The following is a 17,745-nucleotide window of genomic DNA, read 5'->3' as shown; positions in this document are numbered from 1 at the left end:
ATCCTGTGGCTTGTCCACAGGGTCCAGTTATAAAAAATACAAACATAAAAAGCTCGATTTATCTCACTTTATGCTGGATTCCGTGTACAAGCCTATATTCGCAATGACAATTTACTTAAACTCACACATACGCTTTACAAGCTCACGCCATTCAGGAGGCGTATATCCCGTCACCTCATTAAAACGAGTGCTATCTAGTGAGCGATCTACTACAAGCTCATCTGATGAAATAATATCGATGTCTTTATTATATATTTCTGCTACTAATTTTAACAATTCTAACTTATTAATCGGTTTTGAGGCAACATGATAAAGCCCGTGCAACTCTTTATTAGGTAACACAAAATCCCTTATTATTCTTGCAAGCTCTACTGTCGGGAATCCTGAATAAATAGCTTTCTCAAACCCTTTCACTGAACCTTCTGCACTTAAAAACCAATTGATTAAGCTTCTATTGCCTGCTAGCTCATGACCTATAATGGAAGTACGCAATGTGATAGCATGCGGATAATCTACCTCACCAAGAAATTTTGAACGACCGTAAAGGTCATAACAGTCAGAAAAATCGCTTTCCTTATAATTACCTTTTTTTCCTGAAAACACACAATCAGTACTAATATGGATTAACCTTGAATTAGCTAGTTTACATAAATTAGCTAGCCTATGAGGCAGCAAACTATTTATCGGTAATGCTTTTAACGGGTCATTAGCATCTGCCAATTGTTTTACAAGCCCTATACAATTTATTACTATATCGGGTTTTGTTTGATCAAATACCTCAACTAACGCATCATGGTTCTCAACATTTACATTTGTAATTAATTTATCGGATAAATCCTTAGAAAAGTAAGAACGAGCTGAATTATTTCGGGCTGTCGCAAAAATGTCAAATTTTTTATCACTACTTAAAAACCTGAATATGCTATTACCTAGCATACCGGTAACACCTAAAATTAATATTTTCATAGTATATTTTATTTATTTTTACCGAATCGGTTCGGTTCTATCATAAATAATATATCTTTACAATAGTGTTTTGAGTGCGTAACAATATTGAGTTATAAATAATTAACTTGCCATAGAAAAGGTTCTTATTCTATCTTCTGTAATTTTCCAACCTTCATCTTCTGCAAGCTCTAAATCATATTGGTCTTGCATATTCCCAACGAGGATTAATATTAAAATACTTACCCAAACGAAGGACTGTATCAGCGGCAATTAAACGATGATGCTTAATTCTATTATTGATCCTAGTAACGGGTACATCAATATCACGAGCAAGTTTGCTTTGACTAATCCCCATAGGTTCCATAAATTCTACTAGTAAAATTTGTCCCAGTGAAATAGGAGGTAATTTATTCTTGGCTTTGTTGCATGGACCGTTTTATGTCATTCCCGCGTAGGCGGGCATCCAGTAAAACCTATAAAAACTTGTTTTTATAGGTTTATTTTGTCAAATATGCCACTTCTATATCAATATTGAAGTTATTTTGCTGGATCCCCGCTTTCGCGGGGATGACATTGAGTAGGTTTTTCGATCCATACAACAACTCCTCAATTCTTTCCTAATTAAATATTTTTTATAGAATCAAGCACGGTTTCAAGAATCATACTAGCAGCTACTGCATCATCGTTATTATTACGGTCTTTTCTTTTCACTCCAAACGATTTAAGCAAATTATTTGCAGCTTTGGTAGTTAATCTTTCATCTTGTAAATATATAGGCAAGTTTATAGATTTTGCTAGCTCTTCAGCAAATTTCATCACTATATTTGTTTGCTCCGTTACTGCTCCGCTCATATCAATCGGTAGACCTATTATAACACCACAAACTTTATATTTCTCGATGATATTAAGCAAGGAAGTAATAACAATTTTTTTATTTATCTCGGTTATAGTATTTAAGGGCATAGCAATACTACGTTCTTGATTAGATAATGCGATTCCTAATTTTTTGCTTCCGTAATCAATAGCGATAAGCGGAGCATTTGGTATTAAAAGCCGATAAAATTCTTGAAGATTTTTTATGATCATGATAGTTATAAAAATTACTTTATTAATTATTATTTATGCTAAAAACTATTCAGAAACATTTAGATACGAAATTAATTAAATTATCGGCGATTTTAGCCTTTATTTATTGTTTATTATTTAATACCGCAATATTGATTTATAAATTTGATTATTATAAAGCAACAATCTTTAGAGGGATATTAGAGTTATCAAAAGATTTTTGCTATATTTATATATTTTCTTTTATAGCATTTTTCGGTCTTAGCGTACATAGATTAGTGTTAAAAATCGGCGTGGGGTTTTTATTTATAACATCCGCTATTGCTAGTTATTACATTTATTTCTTCAAAATCAATCCTACTAAACAAGTAATAGGTAGTTTTTTCTCAACGGATTTAAACGAAGTTTATGAATTAACCAGCATTAAGTTAATAATATGGATAATTTTTTGCCTTTTTACCTGTTTTTATACTCTCAAATCTTTTGCCGCCGAAAATTCTAAATCATTCGTAACAAAACTATTATCTACCGCTTGCTTACTTATTTTTGTATATAACATTATCACGCCTTCATTTAAGATACTAAAAAATTATTTTCCCATTCAGTATTTACATAATAGCTACCTTAATTTTGCCGGAAATTTCGGCGAAAAAAATTATGCATGTATAGATATTAGCAAACAATATAACTTTATAGATAAGTCAGATAAAGATATTATCGGTGTTTTAGTTATAGGAGAATCAGCAAGATTTGATCATTTCAGTATTAACGGTTATGAAAGAGATACGACTCCTTACTTAAAGACTATTCAAAACCTAATTTCTTTCAAAGCTAAATCTTCTTCTAACCTTACCTATCTTTCCGTACCGTCGTTACTTTCACGTTATCCTGCAAGTCAAATTGAAAATAGTAGACAAGAGAACAGCTTTTTATCAATTTTAACAAATCTTGGCTTTAATACTACCTGGATCGGTACTCAAACTTTAATGAGGAGTTTTGCAAATTTTGACCTCAGTAATATATATAATGACGTTAATTTTACTATAGTACCGGGCGGCTCTGCCCTATTTTCTTTAAATGATCATGATGAAAAAATATTGCCTTTTATAAAAGAAATACTAACAAACTCAGAGAAACAATTTTTAGTAGTTCACACTTCCGGCAGCCATTGGAACTATAATGCGAGATATCCAAAAGAGTTTGAGTATTTTACCCCTACCTGTCCTATTAAGGTTAAGGGAGATGCAAGTGATTGCGATAAGCTTGCTTTAGTTAACAGTTATGATAACTCTATTTTATATACCGATTTTTTTTTATATAATTTAATAGATTTGCTTAAAGATAAAAATGCATTTTTATTATATGTATCTGATCACGGCGAGTCCCTCGGAGAAAATGGTTATTACGGTCACGGCGGTCCACTACTTGCAGAACAAATAACCGTACCTCTTATAGTTTGGGTATCAGATGATTTTCAAGCCAAATATCCTAAATCAGTATCTTCAATTAAAAATTATGCTAATACCGAAATTAGCCATGATTATGTATTTCATTCAATCCTTAACTGTTTAAATATAGAGTCCGACATAATAGATAAAGACTTAAGTATATGTAAATCTAGTTAAAAATTATTGAATTATTAAAAAATTTATATATAAATTAAGAAATCAATAATTATATGATTTATTATTATGTCTGATATACCTAAACTAGACGACTATTATTATAGATTTTTACAAAGTATTTTACTTAAAACACTAGAACAAAATAAAGCTGCTGAAACGTATTTATTGCAGAAAGATTTTAATAGCGCTTTAAATGAGATACAAAATGTAAATGAACAACTTGAAGAATATTCAAGCATTCTTTCTTTACTCAAAGTAATTAAAACCCATTTTAATGATAAAAAAAATATATAATTAAGTACCGTTTAACTTAAATCCTTTTTTTATAATTAAAAATAATATAGAGTGGAAATAAAAAAAGGTATTGAATTATGGAATATGCATTATTAATTTTCAGTATTATAGCGATTTTAGTTATAATACAAATGGTTAAAGTTGTACCGCAACAACAAGCATGGGTAGTAGAAAAACTTGGAAAATTCGATAAGGTACTGCAGCCTGGCTTAAATTTACTCATCCCTGTTATTCAGAGAGTAGCATACAAACATACTTTAAAAGAAGAAGCAATAGACGTTACCGCTCAAACAGCTATTTCAAACGATAACGTAACATTATCTATAGACGGTGTTTTATATGTTAAGATCATTGATCCAATGGCAGCATCTTATGGTGTTAATAATCCTTACTATGCCATAACACAGCTTGCTCAAACTACTATGCGTTCGGAAATCGGTAAACTCCCTTTAGATAGAACTTTTGAAGAGCGCGAAACTTTAAACGTAGCAATTGTAGCAGCTATTAATCAGGCTGCTATAAATTGGGGCATACAATGTATGCGTTATGAAATTAAAGATATTCAACCTCCGCAAACTATACTTAAAGCTATGGAATTGCAGGTAGCGGCAGAGCGTCAAAAAAGAGCTCAAATTCTAGAGTCGGAAGGTAATAGACAAGCAAAAATTAATCATGCAGAAGGTGAAAAAGCACAAATCGTACTGAATTCAGAAGCTTCTTATACAGATCAAGTTAACAGGGCAAAAGGTGAAGCTGAAGCAATAGGCTTAGTCGCTACCGCTACGGCAAATAGTATTGAGATTGTCGCAACTGCCGTACAAAAAACGGGAGGAAGTGATGCAGTAGCTCTTAAAATAGCCGAGCAATATATTAGTGCGTTCGGTAATTTGGCTAAAGATACCAACACCGTAATTTTACCTGCAAATCTTTCAGAACCGAGTAGTTTTATAACCGAAGCATTAACTATATTTAACCAATTAAAAGCTTCTTCTTCGGGAACGAAAATAGATAAGTAGCAATTTATAACGATTTATTATTGTAATAATAATTAGTTTTATATATCATATCAGATTATTAATTAATAAAAGGTTATGAATATGTCAGTATTTGTCGGCAAAACTGCTCCCGATTTTACAGCTAAAGCTATTATGCCTAATAATAATATAGACGATAAGTTTAAACTTAGCCATTATGCTGCAGGGGATAATATAGTATTATTTTTTTATCCCCTAGATTTTACTTTTGTTTGTCCATCGGAAATTATAGCATTTCACAATAAGCTTGGTGAATTTACCGAAAGACGTACTAAAGTAGTAGCTGTTAGTGTTGATTCTCATTTTAGCCATTTAGCTTGGAAAAATACTCCGCATAATAAAGGCGGGCTTGGACAAGTACAATTCCCAATGGTTTCCGATATAAAAAAGGATATTTCTTCAAAATATAATGTACTTAATGAAGACGGTGTTGCTTTGCGTGGAACTTTTTTAATCGATAAGGATTTCATAGTACGTCACATGCTAGTTAACGACTTACCTATCGGTCGTGATATTAATTATACATTAAAAGTAATCGATGCTTTAACTCATCATCAAAAGCACGGCGAAGTTTGTCCTGCCGGTGGCATAAAGGTGAGGAAGCAATTACCCCATCACATGAAGGTATAGCACATTATTTAAGCTCACATGCAGAGAAGCTGTAATATATTACTACTGTGTTATTAAAGTGGAAAACTGTCCTACCGTGGCTTGTCTAGTGTTGTTGCATGGTTCGATGTCATATCCCGCGAAAGCGGGAATCCAGCAAAAAATAACCTTAACATTGATAAACAATTACATATTTAACAAAATAAACATATAAAAACACAAATTTTTATATGCTTGACTGGATTCCCGCCTAGGCAGGAATGACATACAGCACTAACGCAATATCAAATAACCCTAAATAATGTTGAAAGAATTATTTTCTGCTCCTAAAATATCTTATAATATTGAAACAATTAATATTTTACGTCTTATTAGGAGTGAAATATCGGTCCTAAAACTTTCTTTAGTTTAATTAAATTATTTGGTGATGTAGCAACTGCCACAGATAACGTTCCGGATTTTTCATTGCGAGGCGGAAAGTCAAAACCAATTAAATTTTTCAGTAAAAGCGATGCTGAAAAAGAGTTAGAGCTTCTCGAAAAAGACAATGCTAAGATCATCACATATAAATCTCCGGAATATCAAAATTATTACTTGAAATTTATGATCCACTGCTAATATTAAGCTATAATAATATAGAGTTATTAAATCATACTATATAAATGTGTTGCAATAGTAGGTACAAAAACGCTGCTGCAAACGGAAGAAGCTTTGCGCATAAAATTGCAAATGATTTAGTAAAAGAAGGTTATATAACCGTTTCAGGGTTAGCACGAGGAATAGATAGCAGCGTACATCAAGCTGCAATTTCTCAAACTATCGGAGTTATTGCAGGCGGTATTGATCATATATATCCACCGGAAAATAAAAAACTATTTGAAAATTTAGCAGAAGAAGGTTTAATATTATGAGTTACCTATCGGCTTTACCCCGCTTGGAAAACATTTTCCACAGCGTAACAGGATAATATCGGGACTAGCCTTAGGAGTAGTGGTAGTAGAAGCAAGCTTAAAATCCGGTTCATTAATAACTGCAAAATTTGCACTTGAACAAAATAGGGAAATATTTGCCGTTCCCGGCTTTCCTTTAGATCCAAAATGTCAAGGTACAAATAAATTGATTAGAGAGGGAGCATATTTAGTGGAATCAGTAGACGATATTGTAGCTAATTTACCGCAATATGAAGAATTTATGAAAAAAGATGATGGATTATTTAAGGATTTTGTTGAGCTAGGAACAGTAAATACGAGATATGTTAAAGAACCGTTACAAAAGGAGCGTACTGCTTGCTATATTGGAATTATTATCGGCAGTACCCATAATAGACTTGGAATATTTACAAAAAGAAATAGAATTACCGCTTCCTATCCATATATACGGTAATATTAGAATTAGAATTCGCCGGGACAGTAATGCGTCACGCCGGTAATAAAATATCATTAGTTTATAATAAGTAGATGAAATTAGTAATAGTAGAATCGCCGGCAAAGGCAAAAACGATAAATAAATATTTAGGTGATGAGTTTAAGGTCATTGCATCATTCGGTCATATTAGAGATTTACCTTCTAAAAAAGGCTCGGTGTTACCTGATGAAAATTTTGCAATGAAATATGATATTTCCGATAAAGCCGGTAAATATGTAGATGCCATAGTTAAAGATGCTAAAAAAGCTGATGCAGTATATCTTGCAACCGATCCTGATCGTGAGGGTGAATCTATCTCATGGCATGTTGCAGAGGTAATAAAAGAAAAGAATCAAGTTAAATCCGATGATTTTTTCAAAAGGATAGCCTTTAACGAAATCACTAAAAAAGCAATTATTCATGCCGTTGAAAACCCTAGGAAACTTGACACTAACTTAGTAAATGCCCAACAAGCAAGAAGAGCTTTAGACTATTTAGTCGGCTTTACCCTTTCACCTCTTTTATGGCGTAAGTTACCGGGATGTAAATCGGCAGGACGTGTGCAGTCCGTGGCTCTGCGATTAATATGTGAGCGAGAAGATGAAATAGAGCGTTTTAAGTCAGAAGAATATTGGGATATTAGCCTTAAAATGCAAAATAGTAATAACGAACTATTTACTGCTAAATTGACTCACGTAAACGATCAGAAGTTAGAAAAATTCTCAATTATTAACGAAAAAAACGCCAAAGATTTAACCAAAAAATTAAAATCTCAAAAATTTCATGTTGATAAGATAGAAAAAAAACAACAAAAACGTCAACCACAACCTCCTTTTATTACTTCATCACTACAACAAGAAGCAGCAAGAAAATTAGGTTTTAATGCTAAAAAGACTATGCAAATAGCACAAAAACTTTATGAGGGTGTTGATATAGGTAAGGAAACTATAGGGCTTATTACTTATATGAGAACCGACGGCGTTACATTATCAAATGATGCAATAGCAGATATACGTAAGTTAATCGATAAAAGTTACGGCGATAAATATTTACCGACTAGCCCTAGAATTTATAAATCCAAAGTAAAAAATGCTCAAGAAGCTCATGAAGCAATAAGACCCACAAATATTACTTATACTCCTGATAGCTTAAAAGAAAAGCTAGACAAGGATTATTATAAGCTTTATGAGTTGATTTGGAAAAGAACTATAGCCTGCCAAATGGAAAATGTTATAATGGATTTGGTAGTTGCAAATTTAGCTTCGGAAAATAAAGAATATTTGGCAAAAGCAAACGGATCGACTATAGCCTTTGACGGATTTTATAAGGTTTATCGTGAAAGTATGGACGATGAAGCTGAAGAAGAAAATAAAATGCTGCCGCCTTTAACAGAACAAGAGCAGCTGAAAACTAAAGAAGTTATTCCAAATCAACATTTTACCGAACCGCCTCCAAGATATTCAGAAGCAAGTTTAGTGAAAAAACTTGAAGAGCTTGGGATCGGTCGTCCTTCGACCTATGCTAGTATTTTATCGGTTTTACAAGATCGAAAATATGTTGCTCTTGAGAAAAAACGATTTATACCTGAAGAGCTTGGACGTTTGGTAACGGTATTTTTAGTCGGTTTCTTCAAAAAATACGTTGAATATGATTTTACTGCAGGACTTGAAAACGAATTAGACGCAATAGCAGCCGGCAAACTTGAATGGAAAGCTGCTTTAAATAATTTTTGGAGCGGTTTTAACCATAATATTGAATCAGTAAACGAGCAGAAAATAACCGAGATTATTAGCTATGTACAAAAAGCCCTTGATTATCACCTGTTCGGTGAGAATAAAGAATCTAAAATTTGTCCTTCATGTAACACGGGCGAGCTTAGCTTAAAGCTTGGTAAGTTCGGAGCGTTTTTAGCATGTAGTAATTACCCTGAATGTACTTTTAGAAAATCTATTGTTAGCGGTAACGATAACAACGAGAATGAAGGCGAGCCTGCCGCTATGCCTAATGAGAATAAAGTTTTAGGTACGGATAAAGACGGAGTAGAAATATATCTGAAAAAAGGACCTTACGGACCTTATATTCAACTTGGCAAACAAGAAGGCAAAGTAAAGCCGAAACGTAGCCCCGTGCCTGCTAGTTTGAACCAAAATGATATTACACTTGATATAGCATTAAAGCTTCTAAGCTTACCGCTAAAAATAGGTATTCATAAAGATAGCGACGAGGAAATTATGATAGGATACGGTAAATTCGGTCCTTACATAAAATATATGGATCAATTTATTTCGGTGCAAAAAAAATATGATTTTCTAAATTTAAGCTTAGATGATGCGATGAAGCTAATTGAAGAGAATAAAGCGAAATTAGAGAAGAAACAGGCGTAAATGGTTTAGTGTCACCCCGTGACTTGATCACGGGGTCTCAGGACACAGGCTGTGATACAAGATCCCGTGGTCAAGCCACGGGATGACAATTAATAAAATTACTTATTTATGACAAAAGTTATAACACGATTTGCTCCGTCACCGACCGGTATGTTACATGTCGGGAATATCAGGGCAGCATTGCTTAACTGGCTATATGCAAAGAAGCATAACGGACAGTTTATTTTAAGATTTGACGATACGGATTTAGAGCGTAGTAAACAGGAATATAAAGACGCTATCGAGGAAGATCTAAAATTTTTAAATATTAATTGGGATCAGACATTTAATCAATTAAGTCGTTTAAGTAGATATGATGCAATCAAAAATCTATTACTAGACAAAAAAAGATTATATGCCTGCTATGAGACTCCTGAAGAGCTAGAATTAAAGCGTAAATTTCAATTATCTAAAGGTTTACCACCGATTTATGATCGAGCTAGCTTAAATCTAACTGAAGAGCAAGTAAAGAAATATATAGAACAAGGAAGAAAACCGCATTATAGATTTTTGGTAAATCATAAACCGATTAGCTGGCATGATATGATCAAAGGCGAAGTTAAATATGACGGCAAGGCTTTAAGCGACCCAATAGTGATAAGAGCAGACGGTAGTATGACCTATATGTTATGCTCAGTTATTGATGATATTGATTATGATATTACTCATATTATTAGGGGTGAAGATCACGTTAGCAATACCGCCATTCAAATGCAAATGTTTGAGGCTTTAAATACTACTCCTCCGACTTTTGGGCATTTAAGTTTAATAATCAATAAAGATGAGAAAATTTCTAAAAGAGTTGGAGGGTTTGAGATCGCAACTCTTAGAAAAGAAATCGGAATCGAAGCTATGGCAATCGCTAGCTTTTTTAGTTTACTTGGTTCATCAGCACAAATCTTGCCTTATAAATCAATGGAGAAGCTAGCAAATCAATTTGAGATAAGTAGTTTCTCTAAAAGTCCAACTATCTATCAGCCGGAAGATTTAGAAAGATTAAATCATAAATTACTTATAAGTTTAGATTTTGATACAGTAAAAGAACGCCTTAAAGAAATAGATGCCGAGTATATTGATGAAAATTTTTGGTTATCGGTAAGTTCTAACTTGCAAAAATTACGTGATGTAAAAGATTGGTGGGACATTTGCCATCAAACTCCGAATGTAGAAAATCTAAATTTAGATAAGGACTATTTAAAGCAAGCAGCAGAATTATTACCGAAAGGTGAAATCACTAAAGATAGCTGGAGCATTTGGACTAAAGAAATAACAAATAGAACAGGCAGGAAAGGTAAGGAGTTATTTTTACCTCTTCGCCTTGCTTTAACCGCCAGAGAATCAGGACCGGAAATCGCAAGCGTTTTACCTTTGATTGATAGAGAAGAGATAATAAAGCGTTTAACTAGTGCGTGACTCTCTATGTCATTCCCGCGAAAGCGGGGATCCAGTAAAAATAATCTTATTGGTACAAAAATTGTATATTTGGTAAAATAAACATATAAAAACAAGTTTTTATATGTTTTACTAGATTCCTGCTTTCGCGGGAATGACATAGAAACCATGCAACTCCTCGCAATGACAATTGAGTATGACAATATTTTAATTATAATACTCTATCATGTGAGTATTAATAGCACCGGCAAGCTTTGCGGTATCACCGTAAATATTATCGGCAATCAGAGAAACTATACCTGCTGTTCCTGCTACTAAACCTTCCCACAGTTTCATAAGCTACATATCCTGCAGTTAGTCCTGCTTTTACTGTATTTTTTAATCGGACGGCGAAATTAAAATTGCTCCTAATGTAAAAGCACCGATAAAAACCGGAGGATTGTAATAAGCAAAAGTTGCAAGGCTTGCTACAGTTGCTTGAGCAAATGTAGATACAACAGAATAATTAGAGTTGTTCACATCAGAAACACAACCCTGAACGGAACATACAGTTTTTGCACCGTTTTCTATCACATTAATAGCATGTTCCGTTGCTAAGGTAGCACATACATTGTGAAATCTGTCGCAGCTTTGGTAGCATTTTGAAAATGAATTGTAGCACTGTCAAAGTAACTAGATGTTTTTTTTGAAGTTTTTACAATCATTATTATTGTAATTGACGTTTCCGCCATTTATTTGTGGCCCCGTATAGTTTTTTGTCATGATTGTTCCCCTTAAAATTAAATCGTGACGCAATTATAATTTAAATGTTGTTGTGTCAATGGATATTATTAATAAATAATTAAAAAATTAATAATACTTTAAGGCAAAAAGAAGTTTTAGCTGTTAAAAAACTTTTTGATTTTTAGCTTATCTTCTTTAGACAAAGTAGGCTTGAACCCGTATATATCTTTTTTATTAGCACTTTCAGGTCTAAATTGAAACTCGCCTTTAATTGTGTTGCTTGTAACTATCTGATCAGGAGAACCCCATTTAGGAAAATCATATTTTATAACTATGTCCCTGTTTCTAAGTCCAGATTTATAAGCGTTACTATTTTCGTCAATATCTTTTATTGTATAATTATTTATTAAAGCATCTCTATCAAAACCACGATCATATGCCCACATTGTTATTTTCTCGATCGGCAGCACTTTTAGCAACATTAGCTAAATCTATAGTTTTACCTTGTTCTATATATTCGTTTATCTCTTTATCTATGCCCTTTGGAACATAATTTTTAACTATTGTTTTAAAATAATCGCTTGAAAATTCTTGTTCTTTTGAGGTTTTAAATAAATCAAGCATAACATTATCCAGCGATTTACTCTTATTATTCTCTTTAATGAAATTGTCCAAATAAAGTGCCAAAACAAATCCACGATAATATGGCAATCTTTGTACTACATAATCTTGCCAATAATCTGTTTCGATTAAATTATTAGGTTCATTTATAACAGGTGATAAATAATAATTCTCAAAGAATTTATTAAATTCTTCTACAAATTCCTCAAGCGTTATAACACTAGAACGTAAGGCTAAAACCCTGCTATAATAATCGGTAAATCCCTCACTCCACCAATAATTTAATCGTTCTAAGTTATTACGTATTTTCTTCCCTGTCCAATTATGTAGATGTTCATGAGCAAGTAACGTTATATAATCCTGTTTTGTCCAAACCTTGAGGAATAAATGCAGTAAAACTATGAGTTAAGCCCGTTCTGCCTATATGTCTAGGTTGATTCCCCTCGATTAAGCTTAGTAGATAATAAGGAAAATCATTATCATGGAAAAATGTTCTTTGTCCCTTGATAATTTTATTTATATAAGCAGCTATTTCTTAATCTTTAAAATCAAATTGACCATGTAACGAAAGATATACAGGATTTTTTTGATCGACAATTTTGTAAACACGTAAATCACCCGCTGCATAAACTGCACTATATAATTCAATCGGCATAGCTTTAAATTTCACGCTTTTACCAAGACCATAATCTGATATTGTTTCCCAACTATCAGGAATATTATTCCATTCAATGTTAAACGCTACTATATCATTTCCATTTAGATCACCGGAAGTAGCAAAAAGCCCATAACCCGATGAATGAATTAAATTTTGTCTAATTATTGCTTCGTGGATATCACAAGGATTACCGGTTTTTTGATATATTGCGTAGCTTAAACGAATAATATTGATTTTTCCCGTATTTAAAATAGCTTTATTCGAGTCTTGATTTCTAAACTGTAATTTTCCAATGGATATTCTAGCTTAACATTTTTGATTTGCTTGTAATATGTAGGCATTTGCCCATGCATAGGGTAAATCTAAAACAACCTCACCACTCATATTGCCGATTATTTCCGTCTCAACTTTGATAGCTGAAACAGACGTATTAGACAAAGGTGTTATTTTGTAATGTATCTGCCTATAAGTATTTGCGGATACTAGATTTGAAATTAGAATTCTGATTTACAGAATTTTTATTATTTTTTATGGATTGCCACACCGCCTATATGGCTGCTCGCAATGACGATATCTATTGTATGCATGTATTCTATTTAATTATTACTGCCTGACCATTAGCCCATAAGCTTCTATGTCTTCAAGCTATTTAGCGTTTTCTATTAAATATGATTCTTAAAATTCGGCAAGTGTAGGATCAGGTTCGCCTGTTAAATTTTTAAGCCCGTCAAATAAAATGTCTAAAAAAACTATTTTATTCTTTTTACAATAATCTCCTACATCTTCAATATGCTTCGCACGATCATCAACAAATACAATAAACTAGCATTTAGCTCTTCAGAAAATTTTGATAAAGTACCACTTTTTGAGTGATTACCGGTTATAAATATACCTTTATAAAAAATAGCATCATCCTTTTGTCCTGAATTATAAATTGCTAATTTTTCATTATCTGAAAATTCGATACCCAGCTCTTTTAGTTCTTTATATCGCCAATCTTGCATAGAAGGAATATTGCCGAATGCTCCCGTATTCATTTGTGTAAGACCATAAACCGAAAACTTTTCCTTGAGCTTGTTTATAACTTCTACCCACTCTTCATCAATTAATATTACTTTTCGCTGCAAACGCCAATTACTGATAATTTCCTCATAATTGTCATAACTACTTTTATTTTCCTTAATTCTATCAATTATTTGATTATAAGGCGGCTGCTTAAAAGTTTTTGATTTAGGAGTTATAAGCGTATCGTCAACATCAATGAATATAGATGCACGAGTAGGAGCATTTTTTATTATTAAATCATAAACTTTTTCGGCACTATCGGCAGTTTCAAAATCTTTCATATATACTCCGAAGTAAAATGAAGAGTAGTGATACGAAGTTTAACTTGGAAAAGAGTAACCGGTCTGTCAGCCGAGGAGCGGATCGTATATTAAACGTTCAGCATCCGAGGTCTTACAAAGACATTGTTGCTAATTTTTCAAGTGTGGCGAGTATCAAATTTAATATTAAGTTCTTCAGTTAAAATAGCCATTAATTCAAGCCCTGCTCTATTTGTCCATTCGCCTTGTTCATAAAAAAAATGATAAGGACCGCTAACCGGCGACGACAACCAAATTTCTTTGGCGGCACTTTGTTTATTTATTACATATACCCCTTTATCAGTATCAAGATTTAATATATCGCCTTGTAAATCTACATCTATACTTGCTTCTTTATCCTGCTCTTCTATCTTTTCTGCTATATATGCAATTGTTGTCTCGGCTATTTTACTAAATTCACTATTATTCATGATAACATCCCTTAAGTAGATAAAAATATACGCAAATCAACTTCAAAAAGAGTAAGGAGTCTATAAGGCAAGGAGCGGAGCGTATACTTAATACATAAGCACCACAGCTCTTATAAGACGACGCAGCCAATTTTGAAGTTCATCGAGTAGATGGTTTTTCAGGATCAATTGCCGGCTCAGGTACTTTAATCAAACTTTTTCGATAAATTTCAACAAATCTATTATGATCATTAAGATTGTTAGAAAAATTATGCCCGCCTTTACCGTCAACTACAAAAAATAATGCATCCGTTTTAGCAGATTTTACCACTGCTTCTAAAGATTTTAACGACGGACAAGAAATTGGACCGGGTGGTAAACCTTTTATATAATAAGTATTATAGGGTAGTTCTTGCAATAAATCTTTTTTTGTTAAAGCTCTTGCTAATTTAAATTTTCCTTCAGTCAAAGCATATATAGTAGTCGAATCGGCTTGTAGCTTCATATTTTTCTTTAAACGATTAATGAATACTGCTGCTATAATAGGCTTTTCTGCATTTGAGCCGGCTTCTTTTTCAATTATCGAAGCTAGCGTTAATACCTCAAGTCTAGTTTTTAATGGAGAATCCGGTGCAAGATTTTGCATTACTTTATCTAAATTAGCAGACATTAAATTTCTCATGTGATCAATTATCTGCTCTTTTTGATCACCGTAAGAAAAAAAATACGTGGAAGGCATTAAAAAACCTTCAGGTATTATCCCTTTTATTTCTCCAAGTAATCGACTTTCTTCATTAATTTTCTTTATAACCTCACTAACTACCGTACCTTCCGGGACAATTATCTTGTGTATTATAGATTTACCGCTTGCTAATATTCTTAAAGTTTGCAGAGGCGATATATTACGAGTAAACACATATTCACCACTTTTAAGAGGTCTTTTTATAGAATAAATTTTAGCAATTACCTTAAAAATTCTTGGATATTTGATTACTTCATTTAGAATAAAGTTTTGTAACTATTTGATTTACGGATAATTTAGGTTCAATAATTATCGTTTTATTTTGAGTAAGATCACCCGGCACAAAAATATAAAATATACTAAAATTTAGCAAAGTAATAAATATAGTTAGAGATACTATAACTAAAAAAAGTTTAGTTTTTAATAGGTTGTTTAACATAATAACTATTATTTTTATAAGGCTTAGAAATATTGATAAAAATAATTACCATGAAATGTGGTTTTTTTCTTGACATTTGAAATAACATATAGTAAAACTAACTTTTTGCTAAATTTAAATTATATAGTTTGTGCTAAATCAATCAATAGTTTTAATATTTGGTAATTAAAATGAGATAACTAATGAGCAACACATTAATAACGCAAACCAATTTACTATAACAATAGTATACTCCTGTAAAATGAAAAGTTAGAATTTTTATTACAAACAAAAAATATACATCTTTATTCATAGTGCATATTTACTATACCGGCGTTAATACTGATCTTATAATGGGCATTATATATTATGATACAAGATCACAATACCGATCTAAAACACGAAGAACAGACTGAAAGGTTAAAAGCTTTACAAAATAAGTTAGGAAACTTATCCGGTTTCTTGACAACAATGCGTTCTGATAACAATGAGGAATACAAAAAAATTTCCAATGATTTAAAAATTTTAATGAAACAAATTAATACTATAAGAAAAAACATGGAAATATATTTTGTTATTATATTAATATTAATGTTTATTATAATTCAGAAAATGTTGTGGACCACCGGTTTCAAGTACTAATCTTTCTCTTTTAACAACTTTATTTTAGGTTCTAAGAACTCCTGTTTAATAATTGCTGCAGCTATATAAGAAGGTACAGCGTCATCTCGATCACTTGATACAAGCGAATTTTCCAAGCTAAGCCTGTGTTCACGTACTTTTGTACACCTAGCTAGCTTGCCTTTAAATTCATCGTGTCTAAAACTTTCTGAATTTAGCTGTAATCGGTTTGATTTAAATCCTAATTGCTGCAAAATTTTTTGGCTTTCTATTACCTGCTCATAAGCTTTCTTAGAATTAAATAATAACTCTTGAAGCTTATTACTAATAAGATTAGCTCGGCAATTAAATTGGATAAATTCCGGAACTATTTCTTTATCGGCTATAATATTTATCAACGTAACATATTTTATTTTTATCAATAGCCTGATAATAAAAAAGCTTATAAGATTAACTTTATAAGCCACAATCATAGGAGTACCGGAAGCTGCTATCTCTAAAGTATTAGTACCGGATTTTGCTAAAGCTACATCCGCAACAGCATAAGTTTTAAGTCTCTCACTTGAAAATAAATAATTAAACTTAACATCTTCTAGAAACGGTTTTATTATTGCCTCATGAGCAGGATTTGCAAGAGTAAATATAACTTTAAGATTATTACAACTCTTGAATATTTCTTCAATAGAAGAAACAAAAACCGATAAATGCCTTAGAATCTCACCCTTCCTACTACCAAGAGTAACACACAAAACTCTCTCATTCTCATCTATTTTAAACTCTTCACGTAAAGCTATTTTATCACTATAAAACTCTTGCTCCATAATCGGATGACCTATATATCTACAATCAAGACCGACTTTAGTAAAATATGGAGGTTCAAACGGTAGTAAAGCAAATAAACAATCATAAATTTTAGCGTATTTTACTGCCCTACCCTCTTTATATGCCCAAACTGATGGTGCAACGATATGAATCATTTTCAGCTTTGGTAAAAGTTTCCTTACTCGCTTTGCCACACGATAAGTAAACCCTGGTGAATCTATGGTAATTAATAAATCAGCTTTACTATTTATTATATCCTCCACAGTTTTATCAATTAATTTTTTAAGCTTAAAAATATGAGGCAAAATTTCTACAAAACCCATTAAATTTATGGAAGTAATAGGAAATAAGCTTTTAAAGCTACCGGCTTCCTCCATATATTTGCCGCCAACACCAACAAACTGTACAGCGTCATTCACAAAACTTGATACAGGTGAATTGAGTTGTACTCCTGTATTGTTTTTTAAATGCTGCATTATACGACCACCTACAAAGTCTCCTGACACCTCACCAGCTATAAAGTAAATTTTTGTCATTAAAGATAGTTATTTTTTAAGGTTCTCAATTTCTGT

At 32.3% G+C, this 17,745-nt stretch carries 22 protein-coding genes and 3 pseudogenes; 10 read left to right on the top strand and 15 right to left on the bottom strand.

Translation table 11 applies throughout. The features are described from left to right. Positions 1-111: 111 nt before the first annotated feature. The 4 genes from ACSFFC_RS04915 to ruvX form a co-directional block, all read right to left on the bottom strand. The gene (locus ACSFFC_RS04915) at positions 112-966 is read right to left on the bottom strand and encodes a dTDP-4-dehydrorhamnose reductase family protein (protein WP_014410578.1); all 855 of its coding nucleotides are present in this window, start codon (positions 964-966) and stop codon (positions 112-114) included. A 102-nt stretch (positions 967-1,068) separates the two neighbouring features. After that, positions 1,069-1,158: a hypothetical protein gene (locus ACSFFC_RS04910; RefSeq protein WP_012150658.1), complete on the bottom strand. Its 90-nt coding sequence runs from the start codon at positions 1,156-1,158 to the stop codon at positions 1,069-1,071. Beyond that, the gene (locus ACSFFC_RS04905; RefSeq protein WP_041472274.1) at positions 1,142-1,303 is read right to left on the bottom strand and encodes a helix-turn-helix transcriptional regulator; all 162 of its coding nucleotides are present in this window, start codon (positions 1,301-1,303) and stop codon (positions 1,142-1,144) included. The genes ACSFFC_RS04910 and ACSFFC_RS04905 overlap by 17 nt, the downstream gene beginning before the upstream one ends. 266 nt (positions 1,304-1,569) lie before the next feature. Next, entirely contained in the window at positions 1,570-2,034 is a 465-nt protein-coding gene (gene ruvX, locus ACSFFC_RS04900; protein ID WP_004996057.1) for a Holliday junction resolvase RuvX, read from the bottom strand. Positions 2,035-2,069: 35 nt separating this feature from the next. Between ruvX and ACSFFC_RS04895 the strand changes: the two genes are divergently transcribed. From ACSFFC_RS04895 to gltX, 9 genes and pseudogenes are all read left to right on the top strand, one after another. Continuing rightward, entirely contained in the window at positions 2,070-3,638 is a 1,569-nt protein-coding gene (locus ACSFFC_RS04895; RefSeq protein WP_014410576.1) for a phosphoethanolamine transferase, read from the top strand. 66 nt (positions 3,639-3,704) lie between these two features. Continuing rightward, complete coding sequence (locus ACSFFC_RS04890) at positions 3,705-3,932, top strand: hypothetical protein (protein ID WP_004996061.1); 228 nt, start codon at positions 3,705-3,707, stop codon at positions 3,930-3,932. Between the two features lie 77 nt (positions 3,933-4,009). Continuing rightward, entirely contained in the window at positions 4,010-4,948 is a 939-nt protein-coding gene (locus tag ACSFFC_RS04885) for an SPFH domain-containing protein (protein ID WP_004996064.1), read from the top strand. A gap of 81 nt (positions 4,949-5,029) precedes the next feature. Next, positions 5,030-5,631 (top strand): annotated as a pseudogene (locus ACSFFC_RS04880) (peroxiredoxin). 328 nt (positions 5,632-5,959) lie between these two features. Then, the gene (locus ACSFFC_RS04875) at positions 5,960-6,193 is read left to right on the top strand and encodes a DNA processing protein DprA (protein ID WP_331270840.1); all 234 of its coding nucleotides are present in this window, start codon (positions 5,960-5,962) and stop codon (positions 6,191-6,193) included. A 44-nt stretch (positions 6,194-6,237) separates the two neighbouring features. Further along, the gene (locus ACSFFC_RS04870; RefSeq protein ID WP_014410573.1) at positions 6,238-6,486 is read left to right on the top strand and encodes a DNA-processing protein DprA; all 249 of its coding nucleotides are present in this window, start codon (positions 6,238-6,240) and stop codon (positions 6,484-6,486) included. 7 nt (positions 6,487-6,493) lie between these two features. Further along, positions 6,494-6,958, top strand: coding sequence for a DNA-processing protein DprA (locus ACSFFC_RS04865; protein ID WP_331270839.1), 465 nt, complete (start codon positions 6,494-6,496; stop codon positions 6,956-6,958). Positions 6,959-7,032: 74 nt separating this feature from the next. After that, the gene (topA, locus tag ACSFFC_RS04860) at positions 7,033-9,363 is read left to right on the top strand and encodes a type I DNA topoisomerase (protein ID WP_014410571.1); all 2,331 of its coding nucleotides are present in this window, start codon (positions 7,033-7,035) and stop codon (positions 9,361-9,363) included. Positions 9,364-9,471: 108 nt separating this feature from the next. Next, positions 9,472-10,815 (top strand): glutamate--tRNA ligase, encoded by a 1,344-nt coding sequence (gene gltX, locus ACSFFC_RS04855; RefSeq protein ID WP_014410570.1) that lies wholly within the window; start codon positions 9,472-9,474, stop codon positions 10,813-10,815. Between the two features lie 186 nt (positions 10,816-11,001). On the opposite strand, the gene ACSFFC_RS04850 is transcribed toward gltX, so the two are convergent. From ACSFFC_RS04850 to mltG, 10 genes and pseudogenes are all read right to left on the bottom strand, one after another. Next, positions 11,002-11,130, bottom strand: coding sequence for a hypothetical protein (locus tag ACSFFC_RS04850; protein ID WP_014410569.1), 129 nt, complete (start codon positions 11,128-11,130; stop codon positions 11,002-11,004). A gap of 42 nt (positions 11,131-11,172) precedes the next feature. Continuing rightward, positions 11,173-11,367: a hypothetical protein gene (locus ACSFFC_RS04845; protein ID WP_014410568.1), complete on the bottom strand. Its 195-nt coding sequence runs from the start codon at positions 11,365-11,367 to the stop codon at positions 11,173-11,175. Positions 11,368-11,672: 305 nt separating this feature from the next. After that, positions 11,673-11,963: a hypothetical protein gene (locus tag ACSFFC_RS04840; RefSeq protein ID WP_045798662.1), complete on the bottom strand. Its 291-nt coding sequence runs from the start codon at positions 11,961-11,963 to the stop codon at positions 11,673-11,675. Then, a complete protein-coding gene (locus ACSFFC_RS04835) occupies positions 11,950-12,192 on the bottom strand; it encodes a hypothetical protein (protein WP_231564149.1) in 243 nt (80 codons plus the stop codon). The genes ACSFFC_RS04840 and ACSFFC_RS04835 overlap by 14 nt, the downstream gene beginning before the upstream one ends. Positions 12,193-12,360: 168 nt before the next feature. Next, positions 12,361-12,444: pseudogene (locus ACSFFC_RS04830) on the bottom strand (M61 family metallopeptidase); the annotation flags it as partial. 658 nt (positions 12,445-13,102) lie between these two features. Then, positions 13,103-13,234, bottom strand: a complete 132-nt coding sequence (locus tag ACSFFC_RS04825; protein WP_261763533.1) for a hypothetical protein — start codon at positions 13,232-13,234, stop codon at positions 13,103-13,105. A gap of 237 nt (positions 13,235-13,471) precedes the next feature. After that, positions 13,472-13,585 carry a hypothetical protein gene (locus ACSFFC_RS04820; RefSeq protein WP_269208368.1) on the bottom strand — a complete coding sequence of 38 codons (114 nt, stop codon included), beginning with the start codon at positions 13,583-13,585 and terminating at the stop codon, positions 13,472-13,474. Next, the gene (locus ACSFFC_RS04815; RefSeq protein WP_014410565.1) at positions 13,573-14,142 is read right to left on the bottom strand and encodes a DUF2608 domain-containing protein; all 570 of its coding nucleotides are present in this window, start codon (positions 14,140-14,142) and stop codon (positions 13,573-13,575) included. Before ACSFFC_RS04815 ends, ACSFFC_RS04820 begins: the two co-directional genes overlap by 13 nt. Before the next feature lie 137 nt (positions 14,143-14,279). Next, positions 14,280-14,591, bottom strand: coding sequence for an iron donor protein CyaY (cyaY, locus tag ACSFFC_RS04810; RefSeq protein WP_014410564.1), 312 nt, complete (start codon positions 14,589-14,591; stop codon positions 14,280-14,282). 139 nt (positions 14,592-14,730) lie between these two features. Beyond that, a pseudogene (mltG, locus tag ACSFFC_RS04805) lies at positions 14,731-15,751 on the bottom strand (endolytic transglycosylase MltG). A gap of 348 nt (positions 15,752-16,099) precedes the next feature. On the opposite strand from mltG, the gene ACSFFC_RS04800 reads away from it, so the two are divergent. Further along, a complete protein-coding gene (locus ACSFFC_RS04800) occupies positions 16,100-16,372 on the top strand; it encodes a hypothetical protein (protein WP_004996088.1) in 273 nt (90 codons plus the stop codon). Here the strand turns inward: ACSFFC_RS04800 and lpxB are convergent. After that, a complete protein-coding gene (lpxB, locus tag ACSFFC_RS04795; protein ID WP_014410562.1) occupies positions 16,369-17,709 on the bottom strand; it encodes a lipid-A-disaccharide synthase in 1,341 nt (446 codons plus the stop codon). The two genes, ACSFFC_RS04800 and lpxB, sit on opposite strands and share 4 nt — an antisense overlap. Between the last annotated feature and the right edge of the window lie 36 nt (positions 17,710-17,745).

It is taken from the genome of Rickettsia parkeri, assembly GCF_051427245.1.
Taxonomy (GTDB): Bacteria; Pseudomonadota; Alphaproteobacteria; order Rickettsiales; family Rickettsiaceae; genus Rickettsia; species Rickettsia rickettsii.
The sequence above is the reverse complement of the archived record's forward strand: the minus strand, read 5'-3'. Positions and strand labels throughout refer to the sequence as shown.

Excerpts from the sequence above, each read along its gene's own strand:
- ACSFFC_RS04800 (WP_004996088.1), top strand. The coding sequence starts at position 16,100 with ATGATACAAGATCACAATACCGATCTAAAACACGAAGAACAGACTGAA.
- ACSFFC_RS04895 (WP_014410576.1), top strand. The coding sequence starts at position 2,070 with ATGCTAAAAACTATTCAGAAACATTTAGATACGAAATTAATTAAATTA.
- ruvX (WP_004996057.1), bottom strand. The coding sequence starts at position 2,034 with ATGATCATAAAAAATCTTCAAGAATTTTATCGGCTTTTAATACCAAAT.
- ACSFFC_RS04915 (WP_014410578.1), bottom strand. The coding sequence starts at position 966 with ATGAAAATATTAATTTTAGGTGTTACCGGTATGCTAGGTAATAGCATA.
- ACSFFC_RS04840 (WP_045798662.1), bottom strand. The coding sequence starts at position 11,963 with ATGTGGGCATATGATCGTGGTTTTGATAGAGATGCTTTAATAAATAAT.
- lpxB (WP_014410562.1), bottom strand. The coding sequence starts at position 17,709 with ATGACAAAAATTTACTTTATAGCTGGTGAGGTGTCAGGAGACTTTGTA.
- ACSFFC_RS04870 (WP_014410573.1), top strand. The coding sequence starts at position 6,238 with ATGTGTTGCAATAGTAGGTACAAAAACGCTGCTGCAAACGGAAGAAGC.
- ACSFFC_RS04850 (WP_014410569.1), bottom strand. The coding sequence starts at position 11,130 with ATGAAACTGTGGGAAGGTTTAGTAGCAGGAACAGCAGGTATAGTTTCT.
- gltX (WP_014410570.1), top strand. The coding sequence starts at position 9,472 with ATGACAAAAGTTATAACACGATTTGCTCCGTCACCGACCGGTATGTTA.
- ACSFFC_RS04890 (WP_004996061.1), top strand. The coding sequence starts at position 3,705 with ATGTCTGATATACCTAAACTAGACGACTATTATTATAGATTTTTACAA.
- ACSFFC_RS04910 (WP_012150658.1), bottom strand. The coding sequence starts at position 1,158 with ATGCAAGACCAATATGATTTAGAGCTTGCAGAAGATGAAGGTTGGAAA.
- topA (WP_014410571.1), top strand. The coding sequence starts at position 7,033 with ATGAAATTAGTAATAGTAGAATCGCCGGCAAAGGCAAAAACGATAAAT.
- ACSFFC_RS04885 (WP_004996064.1), top strand. The coding sequence starts at position 4,010 with ATGGAATATGCATTATTAATTTTCAGTATTATAGCGATTTTAGTTATA.
- ACSFFC_RS04905 (WP_041472274.1), bottom strand. The coding sequence starts at position 1,303 with ATGGGGATTAGTCAAAGCAAACTTGCTCGTGATATTGATGTACCCGTT.
- ACSFFC_RS04815 (WP_014410565.1), bottom strand. The coding sequence starts at position 14,142 with ATGAAAGATTTTGAAACTGCCGATAGTGCCGAAAAAGTTTATGATTTA.
- cyaY (WP_014410564.1), bottom strand. The coding sequence starts at position 14,591 with ATGAATAATAGTGAATTTAGTAAAATAGCCGAGACAACAATTGCATAT.